Origin of the sequence: Providencia sp. PROV174 (genome assembly GCF_028480685.1) — a bacterium.
Taxonomy (GTDB): Bacteria; Pseudomonadota; Gammaproteobacteria; order Enterobacterales; family Enterobacteriaceae; genus Providencia; species Providencia rettgeri.
In genome coordinates this window covers 55,819-78,866 of sequence record NZ_JAMPOT010000009.1, presented here as the reverse complement: position 1 = coordinate 78,866, position 23,048 = coordinate 55,819, and the positions used below count along the sequence as shown (strand labels likewise).

The 23,048-nt window shown below is 36.9% G+C and carries 28 protein-coding genes; 16 read left to right on the top strand and 12 right to left on the bottom strand.

The window, feature by feature from the left end:
- Positions 1-395: 395 nt before the first annotated feature.
- Positions 396-2,018 (top strand): peptide ABC transporter substrate-binding protein, encoded by a 1,623-nt coding sequence (locus PSE60_RS07640; protein ID WP_272665039.1) that lies wholly within the window; start codon positions 396-398, stop codon positions 2,016-2,018.
- Between the two features lie 351 nt (positions 2,019-2,369).
- The gene (gene zntB, locus PSE60_RS07635) at positions 2,370-3,353 is read left to right on the top strand and encodes a zinc transporter ZntB (RefSeq protein ID WP_210839456.1); all 984 of its coding nucleotides are present in this window, start codon (positions 2,370-2,372) and stop codon (positions 3,351-3,353) included.
- A gap of 259 nt (positions 3,354-3,612) precedes the next feature.
- Here zntB and ttcA read toward each other — a convergent pair whose 3' ends face one another.
- A complete protein-coding gene (gene ttcA, locus PSE60_RS07630; protein WP_272665038.1) occupies positions 3,613-4,527 on the bottom strand; it encodes a tRNA 2-thiocytidine(32) synthetase TtcA in 915 nt (304 codons plus the stop codon).
- A 261-nt stretch (positions 4,528-4,788) separates the two neighbouring features.
- Here ttcA and PSE60_RS07625 point away from each other — a divergent pair, with 261 nt between their 5' ends.
- Entirely contained in the window at positions 4,789-4,929 is a 141-nt protein-coding gene (locus PSE60_RS07625) for a hypothetical protein (protein WP_272665037.1), read from the top strand.
- Between the two features lie 77 nt (positions 4,930-5,006).
- On the opposite strand, the gene catA is transcribed toward PSE60_RS07625, so the two are convergent.
- From catA to PSE60_RS07610, 3 genes are all read right to left on the bottom strand, one after another.
- Positions 5,007-5,648: a type A chloramphenicol O-acetyltransferase gene (gene catA / locus PSE60_RS07620; protein WP_272665036.1), complete on the bottom strand. Its 642-nt coding sequence runs from the start codon at positions 5,646-5,648 to the stop codon at positions 5,007-5,009.
- A 191-nt stretch (positions 5,649-5,839) separates the two neighbouring features.
- The gene (locus tag PSE60_RS07615; protein ID WP_210839464.1) at positions 5,840-6,082 is read right to left on the bottom strand and encodes a helix-turn-helix domain-containing protein; all 243 of its coding nucleotides are present in this window, start codon (positions 6,080-6,082) and stop codon (positions 5,840-5,842) included.
- A gap of 333 nt (positions 6,083-6,415) precedes the next feature.
- On the bottom strand, positions 6,416-7,111 hold the full coding sequence (locus tag PSE60_RS07610) for an aspartate/glutamate racemase family protein (protein WP_210840511.1): 696 nt from the start codon (positions 7,109-7,111) through the stop codon (positions 6,416-6,418).
- A gap of 363 nt (positions 7,112-7,474) precedes the next feature.
- Here PSE60_RS07610 and PSE60_RS07605 point away from each other — a divergent pair, with 363 nt between their 5' ends.
- The 3 genes from PSE60_RS07605 (at position 7,475) to PSE60_RS07595 (ending at position 9,557) form a co-directional block, all read left to right on the top strand.
- The gene (locus PSE60_RS07605) at positions 7,475-7,816 is read left to right on the top strand and encodes a hypothetical protein (protein WP_181937006.1); all 342 of its coding nucleotides are present in this window, start codon (positions 7,475-7,477) and stop codon (positions 7,814-7,816) included.
- Between the two features lie 547 nt (positions 7,817-8,363).
- Complete coding sequence (sra, locus tag PSE60_RS07600) at positions 8,364-8,552, top strand: stationary-phase-induced ribosome-associated protein (protein ID WP_210838940.1); 189 nt, start codon at positions 8,364-8,366, stop codon at positions 8,550-8,552.
- Positions 8,553-8,777: 225 nt separating this feature from the next.
- Positions 8,778-9,557, top strand: coding sequence for a YaeF family permuted papain-like enzyme (locus PSE60_RS07595; RefSeq protein ID WP_272665035.1), 780 nt, complete (start codon positions 8,778-8,780; stop codon positions 9,555-9,557).
- Between the two features lie 32 nt (positions 9,558-9,589).
- Here PSE60_RS07595 and PSE60_RS07590 read toward each other — a convergent pair whose 3' ends face one another.
- Positions 9,590-9,730, bottom strand: coding sequence for a hypothetical protein (locus PSE60_RS07590; protein ID WP_210838936.1), 141 nt, complete (start codon positions 9,728-9,730; stop codon positions 9,590-9,592).
- A gap of 157 nt (positions 9,731-9,887) precedes the next feature.
- Between PSE60_RS07590 and PSE60_RS07585 the strand changes: the two genes are divergently transcribed.
- The 5 genes from PSE60_RS07585 to PSE60_RS07565 all read left to right on the top strand — a co-directional run bounded on the left by PSE60_RS07585 (position 9,888) and on the right by PSE60_RS07565 (position 12,947).
- A complete protein-coding gene (locus PSE60_RS07585) occupies positions 9,888-10,817 on the top strand; it encodes a Gfo/Idh/MocA family protein (RefSeq protein ID WP_272665034.1) in 930 nt (309 codons plus the stop codon).
- A gap of 80 nt (positions 10,818-10,897) precedes the next feature.
- Positions 10,898-11,335 carry a glyoxalase gene (locus tag PSE60_RS07580; RefSeq protein ID WP_210838932.1) on the top strand — a complete coding sequence of 146 codons (438 nt, stop codon included), beginning with the start codon at positions 10,898-10,900 and terminating at the stop codon, positions 11,333-11,335.
- A 114-nt stretch (positions 11,336-11,449) separates the two neighbouring features.
- Positions 11,450-11,878, top strand: coding sequence for a universal stress protein (locus PSE60_RS07575; protein ID WP_004910510.1), 429 nt, complete (start codon positions 11,450-11,452; stop codon positions 11,876-11,878).
- Between the two features lie 125 nt (positions 11,879-12,003).
- A complete protein-coding gene (locus tag PSE60_RS07570) occupies positions 12,004-12,339 on the top strand; it encodes a hypothetical protein (RefSeq protein ID WP_004910512.1) in 336 nt (111 codons plus the stop codon).
- 170 nt (positions 12,340-12,509) lie between these two features.
- A complete protein-coding gene (locus PSE60_RS07565) occupies positions 12,510-12,947 on the top strand; it encodes a universal stress protein (protein WP_004910514.1) in 438 nt (145 codons plus the stop codon).
- Between the two features lie 53 nt (positions 12,948-13,000).
- Here the strand turns inward: PSE60_RS07565 and PSE60_RS07560 are convergent, their stop codons facing one another.
- Positions 13,001-13,294, bottom strand: a complete 294-nt coding sequence (locus PSE60_RS07560; RefSeq protein WP_210838948.1) for a DUF5339 family protein — start codon at positions 13,292-13,294, stop codon at positions 13,001-13,003.
- Between the two features lie 246 nt (positions 13,295-13,540).
- Here PSE60_RS07560 and PSE60_RS07555 point away from each other — a divergent pair, with 246 nt between their 5' ends.
- Positions 13,541-13,939, top strand: a complete 399-nt coding sequence (locus PSE60_RS07555) for a hypothetical protein (protein WP_336298608.1) — start codon at positions 13,541-13,543, stop codon at positions 13,937-13,939.
- On the opposite strand, the gene PSE60_RS07550 is transcribed toward PSE60_RS07555, so the two are convergent.
- Entirely contained in the window at positions 13,936-14,577 is a 642-nt protein-coding gene (locus PSE60_RS07550; protein ID WP_210838930.1) for a TetR/AcrR family transcriptional regulator, read from the bottom strand. The two genes, PSE60_RS07555 and PSE60_RS07550, sit on opposite strands and share 4 nt — an antisense overlap.
- A gap of 199 nt (positions 14,578-14,776) precedes the next feature.
- On the opposite strand from PSE60_RS07550, the gene PSE60_RS07545 reads away from it, so the two are divergent.
- The 4 genes from PSE60_RS07545 to phoH all read left to right on the top strand — a co-directional run bounded on the left by PSE60_RS07545 (position 14,777) and on the right by phoH (position 18,584).
- The gene (locus PSE60_RS07545) at positions 14,777-15,589 is read left to right on the top strand and encodes a threonine/serine ThrE exporter family protein (RefSeq protein ID WP_004910522.1); all 813 of its coding nucleotides are present in this window, start codon (positions 14,777-14,779) and stop codon (positions 15,587-15,589) included.
- A complete protein-coding gene (locus PSE60_RS07540) occupies positions 15,580-16,050 on the top strand; it encodes a threonine/serine exporter (protein WP_004910523.1) in 471 nt (156 codons plus the stop codon). Before PSE60_RS07545 ends, PSE60_RS07540 begins: the two co-directional genes overlap by 10 nt.
- Positions 16,051-16,326: 276 nt before the next feature.
- The gene (locus PSE60_RS07535) at positions 16,327-17,301 is read left to right on the top strand and encodes an endonuclease (protein ID WP_371031847.1); all 975 of its coding nucleotides are present in this window, start codon (positions 16,327-16,329) and stop codon (positions 17,299-17,301) included.
- A gap of 497 nt (positions 17,302-17,798) precedes the next feature.
- Positions 17,799-18,584: a phosphate starvation-inducible protein PhoH gene (gene phoH / locus PSE60_RS07530; protein WP_210838926.1), complete on the top strand. Its 786-nt coding sequence runs from the start codon at positions 17,799-17,801 to the stop codon at positions 18,582-18,584.
- Between the two features lie 74 nt (positions 18,585-18,658).
- On the opposite strand, the gene zinT is transcribed toward phoH, so the two are convergent.
- The 5 genes from zinT to PSE60_RS07505 form a co-directional block, all read right to left on the bottom strand.
- Positions 18,659-19,303, bottom strand: coding sequence for a metal-binding protein ZinT (gene zinT, locus PSE60_RS07525; protein ID WP_210838943.1), 645 nt, complete (start codon positions 19,301-19,303; stop codon positions 18,659-18,661).
- Positions 19,304-19,519: 216 nt separating this feature from the next.
- Positions 19,520-20,359 carry a siderophore-interacting protein gene (locus PSE60_RS07520; RefSeq protein WP_210838925.1) on the bottom strand — a complete coding sequence of 280 codons (840 nt, stop codon included), beginning with the start codon at positions 20,357-20,359 and terminating at the stop codon, positions 19,520-19,522.
- Between the two features lie 213 nt (positions 20,360-20,572).
- On the bottom strand, positions 20,573-20,752 hold the full coding sequence (locus PSE60_RS07515) for a DUF2474 domain-containing protein (protein WP_051128883.1): 180 nt from the start codon (positions 20,750-20,752) through the stop codon (positions 20,573-20,575).
- Positions 20,709-21,719: a cytochrome d ubiquinol oxidase subunit II gene (gene cydB, locus PSE60_RS07510; RefSeq protein ID WP_272665031.1), complete on the bottom strand. Its 1,011-nt coding sequence runs from the start codon at positions 21,717-21,719 to the stop codon at positions 20,709-20,711. The genes PSE60_RS07515 and cydB overlap by 44 nt, the downstream gene beginning before the upstream one ends.
- Complete coding sequence (locus PSE60_RS07505) at positions 21,709-23,046, bottom strand: cytochrome ubiquinol oxidase subunit I (protein WP_004910539.1); 1,338 nt, start codon at positions 23,044-23,046, stop codon at positions 21,709-21,711. Before PSE60_RS07505 ends, cydB begins: the two co-directional genes overlap by 11 nt.
- Between the last annotated feature and the right edge of the window lie 2 nt (positions 23,047-23,048).

Here is a 23,048-nt window from a genome sequence, read left to right as displayed (position 1 = left end):
ACCGGTCTGTATTGGTTTCTTGAGTCATTATTTAATTATCAGAGAAATGATAGAGATAGAGTTATGGTTCGATAAGACGAGTATTAATTTATCTATATTTGAGTTAGGGAATCAATTGATTACACGGGAAATGTGGATATTTAAAATATGAAGGCATATGATAAATTAAGATAAACAACAGAGTAATTGCGACTTGATATTACGCATGTTAGATATGGTTTTTACATCATAACTTTATGTTTTTATTGTTATAGTGGATTTTTCCAACATTCAAATTACCTAAATGAAACTTAATCAGTAAATGCAGTAACGTTGTTAATAATAGCATCTTCATTTGAAATCATTTAACTAGGCTTTTAGTTAACTTTATTTATATTAACAAGATAGAAAATATAATGCATAAACATTCATTTACATCTTTAGCGATTTTGATTTCTTCAGTTTTTGTTACTACACCAGCTATTAGTGCCGTGATACCTACAGGCACAGTTTTAGCTGAAAACCAAGAAGTTACACGACATTTAAAAGATGAGCCTGCATCTTTGGATCCAGTAAAATCAGTGGGGTTAACAGAGGCGCAAGTCATGCGTGACTTATTTGAAGGGCTGGTTAATCAAGATGATCATGGAAAGCCGATCCCTGGAGTCGCTCAACATTGGGATACGGCTGATAATCGTATTTGGACATTTACACTGAGACCTGACGCACATTGGTCAAATGGTGACCCTGTCACGGCTCAAGATTTTGTTTATAGTTGGCAGCGACTTGTTTCACCTGGAACAACATCGCCATTTGCTTGGTTTGCCGCACTAGCAGGCATTAACAATGCGCAAGATATTATTGATGGTAAATTGCCAGTTGAGCAACTAGGTGTTGAAGCGGTTGATACGCGCACACTAAAGATTACTCTAAATAAGCCGGTACCTTATTTTCCTTCATTAACGGCTAACTTTAGCTTATTTCCTGTTCACCAAGAAACTGTTGAAAAGTTTGGTAATGACTGGATAAAAGCCGGAAATTTAGTTGGAAATGGTGCTTTTATTTTATCTGACAGAGTGGTTAATGAAAAAATTGTTTTGGTACCAAATAAGAATTATTGGGATCATCAAAATACAGTCATCACTAAAGTCACTTTTGTCCCGATTAACCAAGAGTCCCATGCAACGAATCGTTATTTAGCGGGTGACCTAGATATTACCGAATCATTTCCAAAACAGCGCTATCAAAAATTATTAAAAGATATTCCTAATGAAGTCTTTACACCGGATCAATTAGGGACCTATTACTATGCTTTTAATACCCAACGTGCACCAACGGATGACGTTCGTGTTAGAAAAGCGTTATCCATGGCGATTGACCGCCAATTAATTGCGAATAAGGTATTAGGTACAGGGGAGAAGCCCGCAAATTATTTTACTCCTGATGTCACTGATGGCTTTAAGCCCGAAAAAGGGCTTTATAATAGCTATTCACAAAAAGAGTTAGACCAGCAAGCAAAAGTGTTATTGCAACAAGCAGGCTTTGGGCCAAATCTCCCATTAGAATTAACGTTATTATACAATAGCTCAGAAAATCATCAGAAAATTGCGATAGCAATTGCTTCTATGTGGAAGAAAAAGCTAGGCGCTGAGGTCAAATTAGTTAATCAAGAATGGAAAACCTATATAGATAGCCGTAATACGGGAAATTTTGATGTTATACGCGCATCATGGATAGGTGATTTTAATGAGCCTTCAACCTTTTTGTCTCTACTCACTTCTCAGCATAGTGGCAATATACCAAAATTCAATAACCATGCATATGATGAGGTTATTGCATCGGCGAGTATTGAAACAAATGCGCAATTACGCAACCGTTATTATAATAATGCGGAGGCTATCATTGCAAAAGAAGCACCAATCGCACCTATTTACCAATATACCAATGCACGCCTAATTAAGCCTTGGCTAAAGGGTTACCCGATTAACAACCCTGAAGATGTCGCTTATAGCCATAGTTTTTATATTATTAAACATTAACGAAGATCTCAGCCTGCACATGTTGTGGGCTGTTTTTTCTGACGGAAAGAAAAAAGCTCCTTCCTCTGGAGAATGGGAAGGAGGACCAAAAAAAGGAATAAACACTACCTTTTTATAATAAAAAACTCATCGTAAATTTTATTGCTCATTTGTGTCAATTATGTGGTTTTATTTAGCAAAAATGGCGATATTTTGTGATTTATGGGGAATTGTCTGTTTTTATAAGATGTTAATCTCAATCTTTTTCTTTGTTGTTTTATTCATGTATTGTGGGAGCGATTCTTGAAATAATTGCAAAGAATTATTTATTCGACTACAAATACCGTATTGATTATAAAAGGGAGATATTGCATGGGGCTGATTTATGGTTCTTTATTCCAAAATTCAAATCCTGTACATGCATTTCAGTTAAATGGAGACGGTGGGTTACTTCCCATTGATGTGAATGCGAGTGCGAGCCAGCAGTCTCCGTTCTGGCTTCATTATGATTATAAAGATCCTCAAAGTTTTAATTGGATTCAGCAATCAGACCTCTTTAATGAACAAGTTAAGTCTGCGTTATCAGGGCATTCAGGGCGTTGGCGTTTGATACGTGTTGGTGATGGCATTTTATTAACATTGCAAACTTTAAATACCAATACTGGCCAGCGGCCTGAGCAATTAGTTGCATTTCGAGTATTTATTAATAACCGGGTAATTATTTCTAGCCGTCACCGAAAAGTAAACTCTTTAGACTCTGTTATTGATGACTTAAAACAGGGAGTAGGTGCGCAAAGCACGGGTGATTGGTTAGTTGAGGTTGCTGATTCTATTACAGATGAAATAAGTGATTTTACAGATTCTTTGCATGAGCGTTTAATTGATATGGAAGACGCCATATTAAATGGCCAAATTCCTGATAGAGGGGAATTTGCATTACTCCGTAAGCAAATTATTGTAATCCGTCGTTATATGGCTCCACAACGAGATATGTTTTCTCGCTTAACAACGGAAAAATTACTTTGGTTAGATGAAACTAATCGTCGTCGAATTCAAGAAATTTCTGACCGGTTAGGGCGTTGCATTGAAGATCTCGATGGATTTATAGCACGCACAGCGATTATTTCTGATGAGATAACGAACATGATGACTGAAATGATGAACCGGCGTATTTATACAATGTCATTAATGGCCATGATATTCTTACCAACAACGTTTTTAACGGGTTTGTTTGGTGTGAATTTAGGGGGGATCCCCGGTAATGAATTCCGCTTTGCCTTTAGTGTCTTTTGCGTTTTATTAGCCGTTTTAATTGCAACCGTCTTGTGGTGGCTAAGAAAAAGCCGATGGCTCTAATATTGATGACTTATTTCCTATAACCGGACCTAGTTTGAGATAAATCAATAAAACTACTGAGGTTTTAGTGCAGTATTAGTCCTGCAGGTGAATGCAACGTTGAGCGATGAACGTTGTGCTCCATAATTGTAGTTTTTCTCATATTGAGTTCTTATACAGAATAATTGACCACTGTAATGCCGATGTAATTTACATCGGCTTTTTTTTGCATTAAATCTGAGTAAAAAATAACCTCCCAATAGGAGGTTATCAATTAATATTATTTAACTTCAATAATATCAAGGCGTTCAGCTGAAAAATCGGGCTTATCATCTTCATCTATAAAAGACTGGAGAGGCAGCTCCTCTTTGTCAAAGGCAAGATCACCGCCATTGATAACTTCATCTCCATGAGAAATATTCTTGAAATCAAATAATTCTGTATCACATAAATGAGATGGAACAATGTTTTGAGTAGCGCGGAACATTGTTTCGATACGGCCAGGATAACGCTTATCCCAATCACGTAGCATCTCTTTAATAACTTGACGTTGCAGGTTTGGTTGAGAACCACATAGATTACAAGGAATAATTGGAAATTCTTTAGCCTGCGCAAAGCGCTCAATATCTTTTTCTCGGCAGTAAGCTAGTGGGCGGATAACAATGTGTTTTCCGTCATCGCTCATTAATTTAGGAGGCATGCCTTTTAACTTACCGCCATAAAACATATTTAGGAACATGGTCTGTAAAATATCATCACGGTGGTGACCAAGTGCAATTTTAGTTGCGCCTAATTCAGTTGCTGTACGATACAGAATTCCACGTCGTAAACGAGAGCACAATGAACAAGTTGTTTTCCCTTCAGGAATTTTTTCCTTTACGATCCCATAGGTATTTTCTTCAACAATTTTGTACTCCACACCAAGATTTTCAAGGTATGCAGGTAAAATATGCTCAGGGAAGCCAGGTTGTTTTTGGTCCAAATTAACCGCAACTAATGAAAACTGGATAGGGGCACTTTTTTGCAAACTTTGCAGGATGGAAAGCAGTGTGTAACTATCTTTACCTCCTGACAAGCAAACCATTATTCGGTCACCGTCTTCTATCATGTTAAAGTCAGCGATTGCTTGGCCAACATCACGGCGAATTCTTTTTTGCAACTTATTTAAGTTGTACTGTTCTTTATTGGTCGTCATTCTATATTGTTCTGCTACTGGGGTTTATGTTGCTGATGGTTAATTGTACTTTCAGCCGTTAAGTTATTATTGTTCTGTGCTTAAAGCGTAATCAGCGAGATCTATAAAAAGAGGCTCATAATAGCAGAAGCTGGGGGGAGAGTGATACCAGTTAGTTAAAAGAGGTGAAAATCTGTTGAGGTATGGCGTCTTCTTTATAGCCTTTATCTTATTGTATAAGCACTACTGAGAACTTAGTCTATAACAAAATACGGAGGAAATATGCCTGCAACTGACCCAATTGAATTGGTTTCTTCTTTACTCGCCAGCACCATTAAAATGGTAATTACGCCAATGGAATATTTTTTTCAAAGTGGCACTATTGGGGATGCCATTTATATAAGCGTATTATTTTTGAGTTAAAGATTTATCATAACGAGATTAACCCAAGACAAATGAAGGAAGGCTGGCTTCCTTCATAACGGTGGGTATCTGCGGTACTAATAAGCTAGTTCATCACATAATTTTTGTAACTCAGTTAAAAATTTACCTACATGGAAGCCATCGCAAACAGCATGATGTACTTGTACTGCTAGAGGAAGCCATATTTTATTATTGTCACCATAGTATTTTCCCATAGTGAATATAGGGGTAAAGATATTAGTAATATCTGCAATATTTAGATTAAAACTATCAAATGAAACCCAGGGTAAAGATGACACATAGAATACATTTTCAATTTGCTGTGATTGAGGGTGCAAATTGAGATTATCTTTATGCAACATTAATTGGTGGTGATAATTCTCCATAAATATCGCCATTTCTGATGAGTATTCGCACCATAATGAAGAAAAGGTTTCAGTATCTTTATGGAAAATAGTAAAACTAGGGTGTACTTTATCCCATAAAATAAGCTCATCATTTTTTTTTGCAAATCTAAATTCTTTGCAAGTGTTAGCTACCCGCGCTAATAAATAAATCACTGAAGGGTAAAAGCTATAACCTTTTGAATTTATGTATTTTTTTAAATTGGTGATATCTATTTTAGTTGTTAAACTAAACCCACAATTCATGGTTTTTTCGTAGGTATTGTAATGTTCTTTACGTAACCATGTATCTATATTAAATTTAGTATAATTCATAATTTTTCCTTCTAATAAGTTAATGTTATTGTTATTAGAAGGGAGACTTCTCTGATTTTGATTGGCTCATAGTGATTCTTTATATCATATTGAAGTTATGTCTACATTTTAACTAGACGGCTTATGCTTGTCGATATGTATAGTTTAATCTCTTTAATATAAGGCACAATTTGCGTGATAGTAAAATATACCTATGGGCATGACTGTGCGTTGACGTAGGTGTCAAATAATGTTTTGACATCTACGTTGAGTATTTTAGAGAGTATTACAAGGTGGTCAATAAATATGGAAAGAGTTCCATCTTCATATTTTATATATGATTTTTCAGAAATAGATATTAATTCAGCCATTTTTTTTGTCGTAATTTGATGTTCAACACGCTTTTGTTTAATAAATTCACCTAATACAACATTGCCAACATTATTTTTATTCATAGTAACCTGTTATAAATTTGTTTTTGTTTTTTTATTATCTTAGATGAGAGTTAATGTTCAATGGGTAATAATCTGTAAATTTAATAAAGAATAAATTTTAGGCAGTGAAGTTAAAGTGATTATTATAAAACTAGAGTTAGTGTAATAAACGATAATAAATAACATTATTGTATTTTATAATCAAAAGTCGAGAGTTGATTAATATTAAATTCTATTTAATTGCACAAAATGTGATTTTTAACTAGATAACATGTCAATTTTGCTACCATTATTTAACAGAAACTATCTTAACAATAACTATTGAAGACAGTGTCTGTTAATAGATAATATTGATTAAGCAGATAGCGCAACTTCAATTGCTTTTTGAGCATGAATGGCGGTGGTATCAAATATGTTTACTGTAGTATCATATTGATTAACAAGTAATGTTATTTCAGTGCATCCTAAAATGATACCTTCAGCACCTTTTTCTACCAGAGATGCCATTATACGTTGATATTCCTTTTTAGATTCTTTGTTTATTTTCCCTAAGCATAATTCATTATAAATAATATCATGAACTATTTTTCTATCTTGGTCGCTAGGTACTAATACATCCAAATTAAACTTATCAATCAACCTTTGCTTATAGAAGGGCTGCTCCATCGTAAACGAAGTTCCTAAGAGCCCAATTGTTTTTATACTTGACTGTGTAATGCGTTCACCTGTTGCATCAGCTATATGTAATAATGGAAGACTGGTTTGAGATTCAATGAGTGGAGCTACTTTATGCATAGTATTGGTGCAAAGAACCAGAAAATCAGCGCCTGCAAGCTTTAAACGCTCTCCTGCATCTGCTAAACATTGTGCTGCCAAATCCCATTGCCCATTGGACTGATACTGTTCTATCTCAGCGAAATCGACGCTATATAAAACAATTTTAGCAGAATGTAGGCCACCTAACTGTTGTTTCACTCCTTCATTAAGTTGTTGGTAGTATAGTAATGTAGATTCCCAGCTCATACCGCCAATGAGGCCTATTGTTTTCATTTCTCAAGTTCCTATTATCATGCAGTGTTATTATTTTTCTTACTATACTGATTGTTTACAGAGGATCACAATAGAAATGAGAAATTTTCTAGGGGATTAAGAGTAAAAAATAGTTGTAATATTAAACTCAATTTAACATTACAAATAATAAGGTTTTAATGTTGGACTTATTTAAATAACAAAATGATAAATATAAGAATATTTACGTTTTAAAGATGGATTTTAATTGATATCTGGTTATCATCATAATGAACATTATTTCTATAAATTTGGTCATATATGGCGAGAATAAAAATGAATTTTTTTAAAGTAATCATTGCGATACTTATTTTTGGTGCTGCATTTCTGTTAGGGGCACTATATATGAAACCAACTCAACTGAGTTTAGTTGAGCAAGTGAAAAAGAATGTTTATGATGTTCTAGCGTACCCACAAGCAGCAAAGTTTAGAAATATTGAATATCACTTTTCTCGCTACACTGCGGATAATGGTAAGGTTGGTTATGTTTGTGGAGAGGTGTATCGATATAAAAATGATAAACCTGACGGATTTAAGCGTTTTATTGTTAAATCCTATACCAATGATGAAGGCCGCATGGATATTTCTATTCCGTTTATTGACGGAGGACATGAAATATTATTGCCTGAACAGGTTAACCAAATTTGGAAAGATAAGTGCTCAAGTCCTGCTTCACCGCTAGAGTAAGGAACTACGTGTGCTAAAATTTTGTAGCACACGCTTTTAGGTTATTTGTTATGTAGTCTGTTGGTTTATACATTTTAATGCTGCAGGGCGGTTATTATTTTTTATAATAGTCAAGTAAAAATGATGTATTAGGACTTTCTGTCGGGGTTAATAACCAACGTTGGATTGATAATGTGATAACGATATTTGCTAGAGAAAATGGTTTTCATAGAGATAGTTCTGATGATTTTTTTTGGGCTTATTTTGTGATAACACAGATTCAATTATTTACATTTTTTCATTCCATAAATGGATACTTTTTGAGGTTGTCGTAGAAAAAAAGAATCCTGTCTTACCCTAATATAATTTTAGCGTAAAGCATATAGTAACCATTTAAAACTAATAAGCAAAACTGGATTATATATTACTGGCTTAGTGTTATACTGAATAGGTTACACTTTGTTTTGTTATTATTATGAAACAAAAAAGCCTTTGTGGTCAACGATGACTATATTTTTGATGTTCATTTTTTAATGAATTTTTAATTTAGTAGTTTAAGGAGTCGATAATGGTTAGTAATAATAATGCGCGTCGTTTGTTAGGTATGCCTTATAAATTAAGTCGTTCTAAGAAAAACATACGTGTTTCGCTAAGTTCTAAAGATAATGCTACAGTTGCGGTGCAAAAGAATAAAGCGACAGAAAAGAAAACATATCATTCAGTAACTGTTTTTTACCCAGAATATGTTATTAGTTAATTGAATGAATGTAACCCTCTAGTCTTCACTAGGGGGTTGATGCTATTTAATTAAAATTAGACTTTTCTTATTAACTTACGTTAACTCATTTCAATATACACCATTCCTACGAGTAACATTCAGCCCCTCTTATTATAAAAATAAACGGTAGTCATAAAATAGATTAAGCGATATTATCTATATTAATTAAAAGCTAAAAGAAAGATCACTATTGGGTGTTGTAGAATGAAATTTTATTGTTGCTTACTATTTTTATTTTGTTTTTCTCTTTCAGGGTGTTCTACTCAATTTAAATCAGATGAAGAAACTAATCGCTTAAAATTTAATATTCAACACGCAAATACGGTTCCTATTGAGGATTCCGTTGAGCCGTTGGCGGTTTCCGATATGTTACCAGGTGATATTCTTTTATCGTCTGCTACAGGGTTAAATTCATGGGGAATTCGATTATTTAGTATTAGCGGGGTAAGCCATGCATCTATTTATCTAGGCTTGGGCGAAGTTGCTGAATCTGTTGGAAGTGGCGTTAGGATCATTACCTTAGACCAAGCAGTGAGAGATTCTAATAACATGGTGGTATTGAGACAAGCAGGTTTAACATCATTACATGCAGAAAAATTGCGCGAATTTTCAGTTCAAAATAATGGAAATAAGTATAACTATAAAGGTATTGTGATGATTGCTCCCTGGATGATCACAAAAAGAGTATGTGAACTTCCGTTAATTGGTGAAACGATACGTAATTTTTGCTTAAAAACCTTAGCTAAAGTTCAATTAGGCGATGATATAGACCAAGCTAATGGCTTCTTTTGTTCGCAGTTTGTCCTAGATGCTTATAAGTATGCGGGTATTCCCTTATTTGAAGGTAACTCATCATGGATAACACCTGCGGATATATTGCATATGCGTACAGGTGATGTACCGACTTTTGTACCAACTCAACGTCTAGCGTATGTTGGCCATTTGAAATCATGGAGCTTTAGTAGTGCAATACGCGGGAAATAATAGGTAATTTTAAATAAAAAAAAGGCCAACATTTAAAGTTGGCCTGCTAAACTGGAAGCAATGTGAGCAATGTCGTTTGTGATAAACCTGAGTGATTTACTCAAGTATTCACGAGGTAAAAGATAACCATTCTCATTTAAGAAATCAACCCCTTTTTTTATGCAGTTACTCATTCACCTTCCCTGTTTGTTTTCATTTTTTGTTTATATAAAACAATCTATTGTGTATTTATTTCTAATCAAAATTGCGTTTTTAACAAAAAAAAATTTTTTTAATTGATATTAATGAGATTATTCTTGCTGAGATTAACCATTAACAGGCGTGTTTACGATGCGAAAATTAAAGGTGGGTGTAGTTGGTTTAGGTTCTATTGCACAAAAAGCGTATTTACCTATTTTAACTAAAGAGGAAAACTGGGAGCTGGTTGGTGCTTTTTCTCCGAATCAATCAAAGGCAAAATTGGTGTGTGATAGTTATCGAATACCCCTGTTTAGCAGTATTAACGCACTAGCACAGCAATGTGATGCTATTTTTGTTCACAGTGCGACCAAAAGCCATTTTGAGGTAATCAAGCTGCTATTAGAGGCTGACGTTCATATCTATGTTGATAAGCCATTGACTGAGTTAATTGAACAATCGGAGCAATTAATTCAGTTAGCCGCGCGACGTCAAAAAATGTTAATGGTTGGATTTAACCGCCGTTTCTCGCCGTTTTATTTGGCAATTAAACAAAATATTAAAAATATAGCGTCTATTCGTATGGATAAACACCGTATGGATAGCGTAGGGCCGAATGACTTCAGGTTTACGTTATTAGATGATTATTTGCATGTCATTGATACTGTAATGTGGATTGCACAAAGTAACACAAAATTAATCAGTGGTAGCATTCACAAAACAAATACTGATGAATTGTTTTATGCCGAGCACCATATGCAAGCGGGCCAATGTTGGCTAACAACATCGATGCATCGCAAAGCCGGAAGCCAACAAGAGCAACTTATTGTCATTGCTGAGGACAGTATTCATCAAATAACCAATATGAACCATTGGTGGAGTGAAAATGCTGTTGGGATCAGCGAGAAAAAGCCGGCTAATTGGGACTCCATTTTGGTTCAACGCGGTTTTGATGGTGCAATTCGACATTTTATTGATTCTGTTTCAAATCAAACTCAACCTTTGGTCGGTGGAGAAGAGGGCTTGAAGGCTCAAAGAATGGTTGAAAAAATGATCTCTACAGTGGATAAAGTCAGCGGTTAATTATCTTATTTTGTAAAAGTAATTATCGATTTTATTAAACGGTAAAATTTTAGTATCTCATTACTTTATAGGAACACGGGATGATACCTTTCCAAGATAGCTCTGATGTATTATTTGTTGCAGGGTTTGGGCCGATAGTGACAGATTACAAAAAAAGTCATTCTTTTTATCTTGAGTTGTTAAAGTTACCTTTGAAACCAATAGAAGAAGGAAGCCAATATTTAACTTGTGAGCAAGAAAGGTTAGAAGGCGTTAAACATTTTGCACTTTGGCCTATAGAGCAAGCAGCCCAATCATGTTTTAGTCAAAATGAGTGGCCTGAAAATATACTCACTCCGCAAAGTTGGATGGAGTTTGAGGTTTCAGACATCGAAAAGATTACGGATATTTGCCTGAAGGAAGGCTATGTCTTATTAGTTAATAACCGCATGGAGCCTTGGGGGCAAACCGTAACAAGGTTATTAAGCCCAGAAGGCATGTTAATTGGTTTAACTGTGACGCCATGGCTAAGAGAATAACCTGCCTTTATTTGTAGTTAGAGATCTCATTTATCTTTGTGGATAAGAGACATTTATTAGTAATTGTTTATAATTTTGTTGTAGAACTTCATTTTAACTATTTTAGGAGGGGTTATGTATAAAACGATTCTGGTCCCTATTGATTTAACAGAAGATGAATTAACCAGTAAAGCCGTTCGTCATGCTGTTAATCTTGCAAAGCAATCTAGTGCTAAAATTCATCTTATTCATGTTTTGCCAATTTCTTCGGCAATTATTAATGCGTATGCTTTAGGTTACATGGAAATAAAAGACCGTGCGACGGTGAAAGCGGAAGAAGACATGAAAATGTTAATGGATTCAATTGATTTACCTCATGATGACGTTAGTTATACTATAACGTTTGGTTCTCCACGAGATGAAGTGATTAATACAGCAAAAGACATTAATGCCGATATTATTGTCATTGGCTCTCGTCGCCCAAATATTACAACTCATCTTTTAGGGTCAACAGCGGCGGGTATAGTACGTTACGCTGAAACATCAGTGCTGGTTGTACGTTAATAATTAGAGAAGAGCCTGCTCATTGGGTAGGTTCTTTTTTATTTCATTATTTGTATTGCCAATTCAATCAGTTTTAGCACTCAAGTTAATTGATCTTACTTATAACAAGGTGAATTTGAGTCAGTATGGAAAAGTTTTCACAAGAATTACTGCGTGTTGAACACTTTGTTCTGAGAGTTTTGCGTTTTTATTTACTCGGGCTTTTGATTTTTTTTCTTGGGTTATTACCCGGTATAATCGGTTTTTATTTTATTGAAGGCCATTCAGCTGTTGAGTCAATGCTTAATGCATTGTCTATGTTGAGTGGGCAAGCTATTGAGCCAGCTCCTATTACAAGGGGAGGCCGTTTCTTTATTGCTATTTATGGTTTATTTTTACAAAGTGTTTTTATTATCAGTATTGGATTAATTGTAACTCCTTTTATTCATCGTATTTTGCATAAATGGCATTTAGAAGAATGATTTTTTGTTGTAATAGTAAGGGGCTTCACAGCTTTTTTAGTGTAGTAAGACTATACTTCTAAAGACTAAAAAGGAAAATATTCACCCGCTACGCCTAATAATCAAGTTGTAAAAATACGCAACAATACAACTTGAATAAAAACGTCAACATAATTAATAAGGGGCATCATATGTATCAAACAATTTTGGTTCCCGTGGATATATCTGAAGATGTACTAACAGATAACGCATTAAAACATGCTATTTATTTAGCAAAAATTTCAGATGCGAAAATTCACTTATTTCACTCAGTTCCAGATGTTTCAAGATTTTCAATGAGTTACAGTTATCATTATGATTTACTGTCTTCATTTGCTAAAAAAGCACTTGAGCGCTCTGAAGAGCAGCTAAAAGAAATTATTGAAAAGATTGATTATCCATCAGATAAAATCTCTTATAAGGTGGAATTTGGTTCACCAAGAGATAAAGTTTTATCAGAAGCTGAGGCTATTGATGCTGACCTTATTGTTATCGGCTCACGCAATCCAAGTATTTCAACCCATTTATTAGGTTCAAATGCTTCAGGGATTGTTTCCTATGCGAAGATCTCGGTTCTCGTAGTTCGGTAAATAAAATAGCCTGCTCAGCAGGCTATTTTTTTGTCTATTAAAAGCGAACAATTCTAGGGTGTTTTTACCGCTTCTTTGGCTTGCTCAATTGCTTTAAGTGCTTGGCTACAAGCTTGCTCTTGTGCATCATCAGGGTAGCTAGCAAGAGCTTTTTTCGCTTCCTCTAATTGTGACTTCATTAATGCAATTTGTTCACCTGCATTGGCTTCATCTTTATATTGTTCTTCAGCTTGCTTAACAAGATCATTCATTTCTTTGAAGTAAGTATCACAGGTTGCACCTGCATTTGCATTAAATGCAGTGAAAGCCATTAAAAGGCTAAACGCAATTGGAATAGTTTTTTTCATCGTATTTTCGCTTTTAAAATTCATAATATCATCAGAATAACATTCCATATTCAAAAACGCACCACTCGAACACGTGAATGTTTTTAACTGATAAACTTTTTCTGCATATTGAGAATATTCCTGTTAGTCACTGTCAGAAATAGCATAATTTGCAAAATACAAATGATAATCATTCTTGACTATGAATGATATAAAAGTGTACATTCAAGTACACTTTAATTAATAATGACAACAGAGATGACTGTGATGAGTAAAAATATGATAAAAACAGAAAATTGGCCAATCTGTGAGATGAATGCATTTCCATCAACTATGGATGAAACGCGTTTATGGTTAGAGGAAATGGATATGTTATTGGCGAGAAGAAATGAATTTGTATTGATATATCCTCCAGTGGTTAAAAAAGAAAAACCATCATCAGAAGATATGCAAAGTATGAAATATGTGCGTCGTTGGTTGAAAGATGCAAAAAAAGCAATGGAACAGCATTGTCGCGCTTTAGTTGTTACGCTACAACCTGATGGCCGAGATAAAGAGGAGATGGAACGCATGGCTCCCATGTTGTCTGCGTTGTATGGTCCCCAAGTTTTAATCGCAACGGATGCAATGGCTGCAAAAGAACAAGCCCAATCAGTTTTAGCTTAGTCGATTGTGGTTTTACTGATTTTACGGATATAACTGGCGATGATATCGACGGACATAGCAATTTGCTGTTGAATAAATTCATCGCTGGGCTTGAAATCGGCAACACAAAAAGTGGTGATAAACACATCCGCTTTTAGCATTTCTAGGTAGCGTGAAGAAATGCTTAATAATGTTGTTTCATTCACTTTAACATCAGGAAGTAAAGCCAACTTCTGTGTTAACAAGCGATAGCTTTTTACAGGGCCTTGCTCAAAAAATGCATGGGTTATTTCAGGGAAACGGTTGTATTCGCCTAAAATTAACCGGTATAACCCGATGGATTCAGGTTTAAGAACATTCAATAAAAATCGAGAACCATAAAAAGAAAGTATGGACTCAATCGTATTTAGTGGGGGTGTTTTTTCGTCAGGTTCTTGAAAAATATCATCAATCATAGATGCAATAACAGCGGCAAATAACCCTTCCTTATCACCAAAATTTTTATATAAAGTCGTTCGAGAGCCTCCTGCACGTTCAATAATCATATCCAGAGTTGCACCTTCAAACCCATATTGCAAAAAAATTTCAGTTGCGGCAGTGATCAAAGCCTGATGACGACGTCGGCCTTTTGGGGTTTTAGCTGTAAGCGTGCTATTCATGAATGGCTAATCCTACTATTTGTCTTCAAATAAGAAAATAACATAACAAATTTTACCAAATAGTTTAAATCACGTTACCTCAATCACAGATTTACCTGAAAGAGATCATCATTTAAGCTGATATTTGTCTTTATGATATTTATAAAGATTAACATGTTTAGGGTGATATCTGAATGGTTGTCACAATATTGGGGGCAAGATGGCAGAGCATGCATTGAATGAACAAAAAATAGACCAAAATGATCCTGTTGATCAGCAACGTGAGGTAACTCGGCTATGTATTGAGTGTGGCTTATTGTTATTGCAACATGGCGCTGAAAGTATGCTCGTTGAACAATTGACAACTCGTTTGGGCATTGCACTTGGAGCAAATCAAGTTGATAGTGCAATTTCATCTAACTCATTAGTTTTAACCACCATAATTGATGGCCGCTGCCTAACGTCAACACGGCGTATTATTGACCGTGGTATTAATATGCATGTTGTCACCGAAGTTCAGCATGCGGTCATTCTCGTCGAACATCATTTACTAGACCGAAAACAATTACACAAGAAATTATCATCGATTAAACCGTTACGATATCCTCGATGGTTAATGGTTTTGATGGTGGCTTTATCTTGTGCTTGTTTCAGCAAGTTGAATGGAGGGGGATGGGAAAGTGCGTTAATTACATTTTTAGCCAGTGGCTGTGCAATGTATGTGCGACAAGTGTTAACTTCTCATCAAATGAACCCATTGATTAATTTTTGTATCACTGCGTTTGTTGCGACAACGGTCTCTGGATTATTACTGAAAATACCGTATTTGGCCGTCACTGAAACGATTTCTATGGCTGCCAGCGTATTGCTTTTAGTTCCGGGCTTCCCATTAATTAATGCAGTCGCTGATATGTTTAAAGGGCATGTTAATACAGGTTTAGCGCGTTGGACAATGGCGAGTCTCCTTACTTTGGCTACCTGTATTGGGGTTGTATTAGCAATGACAATCTGGGGTTTAAAAGAATGGGCATAGAATTTCTGTTCTCCTTATGTGAGAAAATGCTACTAGCAGCTATACCAGCAGTTGGGTTTGCTATGGTGTTTAATGTGCCTGTTAGAGCATTGAAATATTGTGCTTTATTAGGTGCTATTGGCTATGGTTTTAGAATGATATTGATGACATTAGGGCTGCAAATTGAGTGGGCAAGTTTTCTCGCGGCAATTTTAATCGGTATTATCGGTATTCAGTGGTCGCGCTGGTGGTTAGCTCATCCTAAAGTGTTTACTGTTGCTGCCGTGATCCCAATGTTTCCAGGTATTAGTGCTTATATTGCAATGATTTCAGTCGTTAAAATATCGCAATTTGGCTATGACCCTGAATTAGTTGAGGTCCTAGTGACTAATTTCTTAAAAGCCTCTTTCATTGTTGGAGCCTTGTCTATTGGTATTTCTTTACCTGGTTTATGGTTATATCGCAAAAGACCAAGTGTGTAATTTTTAAGGGATGGCTTACTGGTATTCTTGCTATATCTGCAAGCCATACTTTGCTCTTTTACTAATAAGAGTTAGATATTCTATTAAAGCTGCATAAATTCTGATGTGGGTGTTAACCATGAAATTGAGTCATCGCTGATATCATTAATGCTACTATTTGATTAGAATATGTGATATTTCTTCTTATGCATTAATGTGTTAGAGGAAAAACTAACGCATTCATTTCAATTCTTCGCATATATTCTTATTAGTGGTGTTATTTTGAAACAATTTAGCTTGTCCAAATATTATCAATTCGTTTTTTCGATTCTATTATTTGTTTTTTCTGCTTTTTCATTTTCTGCACCGAGTTCATTTACTGAAGCCAAAGCACTGAGTAAAACTCAGGTTTATGCAGATCAAAATCACCAAGGTGAGGGAACAATATACTGTGGGTGCCAGTGGGAATGGGTAGGAAAAAGCGGAGGAAAAGTCGATTTAGCCTCTTGCGGCTATCAAGTACGTAAACAACAAAACCGGGCCGAACGTATTGAATGGGAGCATATTGTTCCGGCGTGGGTATTTGGTCATCAAAGACAATGTTGGCAACAAGGTGGGCGAAAAAACTGTGTGTCTAGTGACCCTATTTTTGGTCAAATGGAAGCCGATCTGCATAATTTAGCGCCTTCTATTGGAGAGGTGAATGGTGATAGAAGTAATTTTAGTTTTGGGCAATTACCCGCTAATACGCCATATCCATACGGAATGTGTCGTAGTCGAGTAGATTTTAAACAAAAAGTCTTTGAACCAAGAAATGAGGCTAAAGGGCAAGTAGCCCGAGTATATTTCTATATGCATGACCGCTATAACTTATCTATGTCACGTCAACAACAACAGTTATTGATGGCTTGGGATAATAAATATCCTCCAACCCCTTGGGAAATCCAGCGTGATAATCGAGTCGCTAAGGTGATGGGCCATCATAACCCATTTGTGACAGGGGAGAAAAAATGGAGTTTAAATCATAAAAATAGCGCAGAGGGTGTTAATATTTCACCAGTCTCACCTTTAAATCAGCCTCAAGTAATAAAAAATAAACCTATTGTACCAAATACGGTTGAAATTAAAGGTAATCGTAATTCTAAAAAATATCACTTTTCATATTGTGCTAGCTTCAATACCATCGCGGATAAAAATGCCGTCATCTTCACTGACGAACAATCGGCTAAAGCCGCAGGTTTTGAGTTAGCTGGAAATTGTAAAATACGCTAATTATACGTTAAAACCGCAATAGTTAACTAACTGATTATTGTGGTTTTATTTTTTGTTTTTACGTGTGATAACGAAAGATTTTAATAAACGCCCAAAATTTTGTTAGAAAAATGTTGCTTTATCAAAAAAAATGACGCTATATTTAAAGCAGATGAAAACTGCAATAAAAACATGGACTCATTGAGTCACTAAAAATATTGCTGCTTGTCATATTACTGTCATATAGATTCATTAGTTTAAAAGTATCGCTGTTACAGGAGAAACTAATGGGAAATAAGTGTCTATACACGCGAGTACAAAGCCGGTTACCACTCCATCATGAAATTTCCATGGTGAGATTGGTAACCGGTTTTTTTATTAGCTGAGTTATTATTGCATGGAGTTACAGCCACATAATAGATATTTGATATTAACTTTGAGCTTGAAGGGAGCTCACCTCTGTTTTGAATAGTCCGTCATTTGAATTGACATCACTGATACCTGGAAGGGTTAATACTATGAGTAGACAGAAAGCTGCAACAAAGGCACGTCGTGAAATGAAACGTTCATCACGAAAAGATCGCTCAGGTCGTTTTGATATCAATAACGTCGCATCATTTGCTGAATTTACTGGCATTGAAGCTATCGGTATGGCAAAAGAACGTCGTGATGAATCCCCTATATTGCCCAGAAATGAAGCTCAAAAACTCTATATTAATTCCATTAAACATAAGCAATTAATTTTTGCTAATGGCGAAGCGGGATGTGGTAAAACCTATATCAGCACTGCACTTGCAGCTGATGCGTTAATTCATAAAGATATCAATAAGATTATTGTGACAAGGCCCGTTCTTCAAGCGGAGGAAGATCTCGGTTTTTTACCGGGTGATATGTCAGAAAAATTTGCGCCTTACTTTCGTCCTGTTTATGACGTATTGGTGAAAAGGCTCGGCGCATCCTTTTTACAATATTGTTTGCGTCCCGAAATTGCTAAAGTGGAAATAGCGCCATTTGCTTATATGCGAGGTCGAACATTTGAAAATGCTGTTGTGATATTAGATGAAGCTCAAAATGTCACTGTCACGCAAATGAAAATGTTTTTAACTCGGCTTGGCGAAAATGTGACGGTGATTGTCAATGGTGATGTGACCCAATGTGATTTGCCAGAAGGTGTGTCCTCTGGGTTAGCCGATGCATTACAACGTTTTAGCACTGATGAAACGGTTTCGATGGTGAATTTTACTATTGAGGACTGTGTGAGATCACAATTGTGCCATAAAGCCTTATTGGCTTATAACCGTTAATTAGTCTTGTTATTAATGATATGCCCCACGATTTGTTCGCGGGGCATAGGTTAAATCTTTATAGAGGCCATTGATTAGTGGTAGAGCATTTCATGTACGATTTGCTCATCTGTGAGGGTATATGGGTAATAGGTTGGCCAATTTTCTAGTTGGCTTAATAATTTTTCCTGAGATTCGTTTCCCATATATAGGTGGAAGTGCCCCGAGGCCTGTGGCTCAATAATATGGTCACTAAATTGGATAAATTTGGGCGCTTTTGAATTAGCATCTTTGCATTCAAACAAGTAACGGACGCCTTTTTTCCCTGAAGTGTAATGAAGAATTTTGTAACCGGCGTAGTCATATTTACAGCTGCTTACGGCACCGTTTTGGGTAAATTCAATGACATCATTTTCAATTCCAATGCTGTCAACATCGGTGGCATAGCCTTTTTTATAATACTCACGATACTCTTCAACTGTTTTGTCTTTATTTTTCTTCGCTTTACTTTCTAAAACTTCATCGAGCTTTCCATTTAATAGTAATGGATTAACAGATTCCCAGATGCCTTGCCAATCGCTAAGAGACCTATCTTTGACGTCAGTATCTTCAAAAATCCCTTTTGAAGCTTGGAGTGCCTTCTCTGATTGTGGATGAGAGTGACTATGTGAGCCATGAGCAGCAGCTGTATAGCTAGTGAGAGCTAATGCGACATAAAGACTGGTTTTTAAAATTGCCATTTTGTACACAGTGGTTTTCCTATTTTTGAAGTGAATATAACGACCATAAAAACCATTATGTTATAACATAACATTTGTAAGCATGAAAAGTATTTTAGCAAGTTTATTGATGAGGAACGTAATGACTAAAAACTTGATGAAGGCAGATAGGAGTAGGATATGAGCTCGCTTAGTAGAGTTTATAACCAATAAGCGAGCTAACTATTTGAACTGAAATTAATCGTCAGGGTTGTCCATCACAGCATGGCGTTCATGGTGATAACCTTCCTCATCATAGCCATATCGCCAGTAAGGAATTGCATAGATATCATCACGACCAAAACCTTTTTCACGACGAATATAGCGACGCAAATCACGAATAATTTGGTCTTCACCCGCAATCCAAAAAGCGCAATCATTGCTTGGAATGTCCCAAGACTTAAACGTGCTAATTAATTCAGCTGTTTTGGTGATATCACCACAGATCCAAATTACGTCAACATGTTCAGGTTTTTTCAGCTCTCGCACGTCTTTTGGGTTATCTAACCGTAGTACGACTTTACCTTGGGCATTTGCTGGCATTTTTTCCAATAATGCGGCAATAGCGGGTAGAGAACTTGAATCACCGGCCATGAAGTAATGTTGTCTGGCAGGCAATAATGGATCTGGGCCACCAGGATTGGTAATTCCCATCCAATTTCCCGGTTTTGCATCACGCGCAAATAGGTATGCAGGGCCAGTTGCGCCATCATGCATAGCAAATTCAATATCTATCTCGCTAACTTCAGGGCGGATGGCTCTGACGGTATAGGTACGAACAAATGGACGAGGTTTGTTTTCTGGCCAGCTACGGCCTTCTTTACTTAGGATAGGGAGTGCCGGCTGGCTGATTAAATCAGGGGCTAAAAATATTTTCAGGTGCCCACCTTCACAATCTGTTGGGTATGTATCGAGTCTTTCACCGGTGAAAGTAATGCTGCGAATAGATGGGCTGATATCGGTAATAGATTTGACTTGAATGAGCTGTGGTGGAGCCGGGCGGTAGATGTTTTTTTCAACGGGTTGTTCTGTGGCCACGGACGATCTCCTTTATTAATGATAATTTTATTATATGGTAATTATTATCATTATCATGAATAACTTTGTAAGTTGCAACCGCTAGTGAGTGATTGGAAGAGGATATTTATAAAGCGAGGTTTTCAACAGTAGGGAGGCAATTTACAGTGATGAATTGTTGATTTTAATAAAAATGCCGTATGATTTTTAGCATACGGCATATCGAAAGGTAAATTACTTCACTTTCATTCCGGCGGCGGTCATCATCAATTTAAACACGGAAGAGAAGGCAAATAGTGCCAATACACTTCCGAACCAGATAATGGCCATCCAACCGAGTTTTTTCCACCAAGGGGAGGCTGCCACGTTATCAGTGGTAACCTTGTTCTGGGGTAATTTTTCCTCTGAAGACATAGTAACTCCAATAGGTATAAACCAAAATAACAGGAATAATGAATAACGCACCGACTAACATAAAGCCTAAACTTTCGGCTGGGCCAGCGGCATCACGGAAACTGACTGCGGGTGGAATGAGCGTTGGCCAGATACTGATACCTAGGCCAGTAAACCCAAGGAAAATCAACATTAAAGCAGCTAAGAATGGCACGCTATCGAATCGTTGGCGCTTAGCACTTTTTAGGATCAACCAAGTACAGGCTAATACCAGTAACGGAACAGGTAAAAAGAAAAACAGGTTTGGCAGGGAGAACCAACGCTCAAAGACTGCCTCATTTAACATTGGGGTCCAGAGACTGATCACCGCAATTACTGCTAACATCAGTAATGTTAATGGCCGCAGAATACGATACATCGTGCTACGTAAATGGCCCTCAGTTTTCATGATCAACCACCCACAAGCTAATAGCGCGTAAGCAACAACGAGGCCAAATCCACAAAATAGAGGGAAAGGCGCGAACCAATCGAAATAACCCCCCATGTAAACACGGTTTTCCACGTGGAAGCCTTGGATAAAGGCGCCAACGACCACACCTTGAACAAAGGTGGCAAAAATTGAACCCCAAATAAAGGCGTGATCCCAATGGCGGCGGTGTGATTCATCCGCTCTAAAACGAAACTCAAAGGCAACACCACGGAAAATCAAGGCCAGTAACATGAAAGTTAATGGAATTGACAGTGCATCAAGGACAATTGCATAAGCGAGAGGAAATGCGCCGAATAGAGCGGCTCCACCTAAAACCAACCAAGTTTCATTGCCATCCCAGACAGGGGCAACGCTGTTCATCATCAGATCACGGTCTTGGCTGTCTTTTAGCGCAGGGTAAAGGATCCCAATGCCTAAATCGAACCCATCCATAACGATATACATCAACATACTAAATACGATGATGACAAACCAAATGAGAGGTAAATCAATGCCCATGAGCTGCGTCCTCCGCGATACCTTTACGAATTAATTTCATCATGTACATATAGCCAATCCCGAAAACACCGCCATAAACGACAAAAAAGGCGATTAAACTGATGCTCATGTGCATTTCACCATGTGCACTGACCGCATCAGAGGTTCGTTGTAGCCCATAAACGACCCATGGCTGGCGACCAATTTCTGTTGTAAACCAACCAGCAAGGATGGCTATCAGCCCAGAAGGTGCCATTAAAAACATAAAACGTAAGAATGTTTTCGACTCATAAAGGTTTTTACGGTAGCGAAGCCATAAACCCCAGACTCCAGCCGCTATCATTAATAAGCCGAGCCCGACCATTACGCGGAATGACCAAAACACCATAAACACGTTAGGCCTATCTTCTGGGGCATATTCTTTTAGCGCGGGGACTTGTTTATCAATACTGTGTGTTAAAATCAGGCTTGCTAAATAAGGAATTTCGATAGCGAATTCTGTTTTTTCCTTTTCTTGGTTTGGAATACCAAACAAGATTAGCGGGGTGGCTTCTCCGGGTTTGTTTTCCCAGTGACCTTCCATTGCTGCCACTTTAACCGGTTGATGTTTAAGCGTGTTTAGGCCGTGAGCATCCCCGATTAAAGCTTGAACAGGGGCTAAGACTAAAATCAACCACAGGGACATGGAAAACATTTTTTTCATGGCACTGGACTTGTTGCCTTTGAGCAAGTGCCAAGCGGCGGAAGCCCCAATAAAAAATGCTGCAGCAAGGAAAGCTGCTGTAGTCATATGCAGTAACCGATAAGGGAAAGAGGGATTGAAAATAACGGCAAACCAATCAACGGGAACAATGCGCCCATCAATAATTTCAAAGCCTTGTGGTGTTTGCATAAAGCTGTTGGAGGCCAAAATCCAGAATGTGGAAATAATCGTTCCTAGCGCAACCATACAAGTGGCGAAGAAATGCAATTTTTCACCTACACGGTTCATCCCAAACAACATAACACCGAGGAAACCAGCTTCTAAGAAGAAGGCTGTAAGAACCTCATAAGTGAGTAATGGCCCTGTAATACCCCCCGCAAAATCTGAGAAAAAGCTCCAGTTAGTGCCGAATTGGTATGCCATAACCAAGCCAGAAACAACACCCATTCCGAAATTAACCGCAAAAACTTTCGACCAAAAATGGAACAGTTTTATATAGTCTTCATCACGAGTTTTAAGCCATAAACCTTGTAGCACCGCAAGGTAACTTGCGAGTCCAATAGTAATGGCAGGAAAAATAATATGAAACGAGACCGTAAACGCAAATTGTATACGGGCAAGTTCCAGCGCAGTTAGTCCAAACATAT

Coding starts and splice junctions, on each gene's coding strand:
- PSE60_RS07640 (WP_272665039.1), top strand. CDS start 396: ATGCATAAACATTCATTTACATCTTTAGCGATTTTGATTTCTTCAGTT.
- zntB (WP_210839456.1), top strand. CDS start 2,370: ATGGGGCTGATTTATGGTTCTTTATTCCAAAATTCAAATCCTGTACAT.
- ttcA (WP_272665038.1), bottom strand. CDS start 4,527: ATGACGACCAATAAAGAACAGTACAACTTAAATAAGTTGCAAAAAAGA.
- PSE60_RS07625 (WP_272665037.1), top strand. CDS start 4,789: ATGCCTGCAACTGACCCAATTGAATTGGTTTCTTCTTTACTCGCCAGC.
- catA (WP_272665036.1), bottom strand. CDS start 5,648: ATGAATTATACTAAATTTAATATAGATACATGGTTACGTAAAGAACAT.
- PSE60_RS07615 (WP_210839464.1), bottom strand. CDS start 6,082: ATGAATAAAAATAATGTTGGCAATGTTGTATTAGGTGAATTTATTAAA.
- PSE60_RS07610 (WP_210840511.1), bottom strand. CDS start 7,111: ATGAAAACAATAGGCCTCATTGGCGGTATGAGCTGGGAATCTACATTA.
- PSE60_RS07605 (WP_181937006.1), top strand. CDS start 7,475: ATGAAACCAACTCAACTGAGTTTAGTTGAGCAAGTGAAAAAGAATGTT.
- sra (WP_210838940.1), top strand. CDS start 8,364: ATGGTTAGTAATAATAATGCGCGTCGTTTGTTAGGTATGCCTTATAAA.
- PSE60_RS07595 (WP_272665035.1), top strand. CDS start 8,778: ATGAAATTTTATTGTTGCTTACTATTTTTATTTTGTTTTTCTCTTTCA.
- PSE60_RS07590 (WP_210838936.1), bottom strand. CDS start 9,730: ATGAGTAACTGCATAAAAAAAGGGGTTGATTTCTTAAATGAGAATGGT.
- PSE60_RS07585 (WP_272665034.1), top strand. CDS start 9,888: ATGCGAAAATTAAAGGTGGGTGTAGTTGGTTTAGGTTCTATTGCACAA.
- PSE60_RS07580 (WP_210838932.1), top strand. CDS start 10,898: ATGATACCTTTCCAAGATAGCTCTGATGTATTATTTGTTGCAGGGTTT.
- PSE60_RS07575 (WP_004910510.1), top strand. CDS start 11,450: ATGTATAAAACGATTCTGGTCCCTATTGATTTAACAGAAGATGAATTA.
- PSE60_RS07570 (WP_004910512.1), top strand. CDS start 12,004: ATGGAAAAGTTTTCACAAGAATTACTGCGTGTTGAACACTTTGTTCTG.
- PSE60_RS07565 (WP_004910514.1), top strand. CDS start 12,510: ATGTATCAAACAATTTTGGTTCCCGTGGATATATCTGAAGATGTACTA.
- PSE60_RS07560 (WP_210838948.1), bottom strand. CDS start 13,294: ATGAAAAAAACTATTCCAATTGCGTTTAGCCTTTTAATGGCTTTCACT.
- PSE60_RS07555 (WP_336298608.1), top strand. CDS start 13,541: ATGAGTAAAAATATGATAAAAACAGAAAATTGGCCAATCTGTGAGATG.
- PSE60_RS07550 (WP_210838930.1), bottom strand. CDS start 14,577: ATGAATAGCACGCTTACAGCTAAAACCCCAAAAGGCCGACGTCGTCAT.
- PSE60_RS07545 (WP_004910522.1), top strand. CDS start 14,777: ATGGCAGAGCATGCATTGAATGAACAAAAAATAGACCAAAATGATCCT.
- PSE60_RS07540 (WP_004910523.1), top strand. CDS start 15,580: ATGGGCATAGAATTTCTGTTCTCCTTATGTGAGAAAATGCTACTAGCA.
- phoH (WP_210838926.1), top strand. CDS start 17,799: ATGAGTAGACAGAAAGCTGCAACAAAGGCACGTCGTGAAATGAAACGT.
- zinT (WP_210838943.1), bottom strand. CDS start 19,303: ATGGCAATTTTAAAAACCAGTCTTTATGTCGCATTAGCTCTCACTAGC.
- PSE60_RS07515 (WP_051128883.1), bottom strand. CDS start 20,752: ATGTCTTCAGAGGAAAAATTACCCCAGAACAAGGTTACCACTGATAAC.
- cydB (WP_272665031.1), bottom strand. CDS start 21,719: ATGGGCATTGATTTACCTCTCATTTGGTTTGTCATCATCGTATTTAGT.
- PSE60_RS07505 (WP_004910539.1), bottom strand. CDS start 23,046: ATGTTTGGACTAACTGCGCTGGAACTTGCCCGTATACAATTTGCGTTT.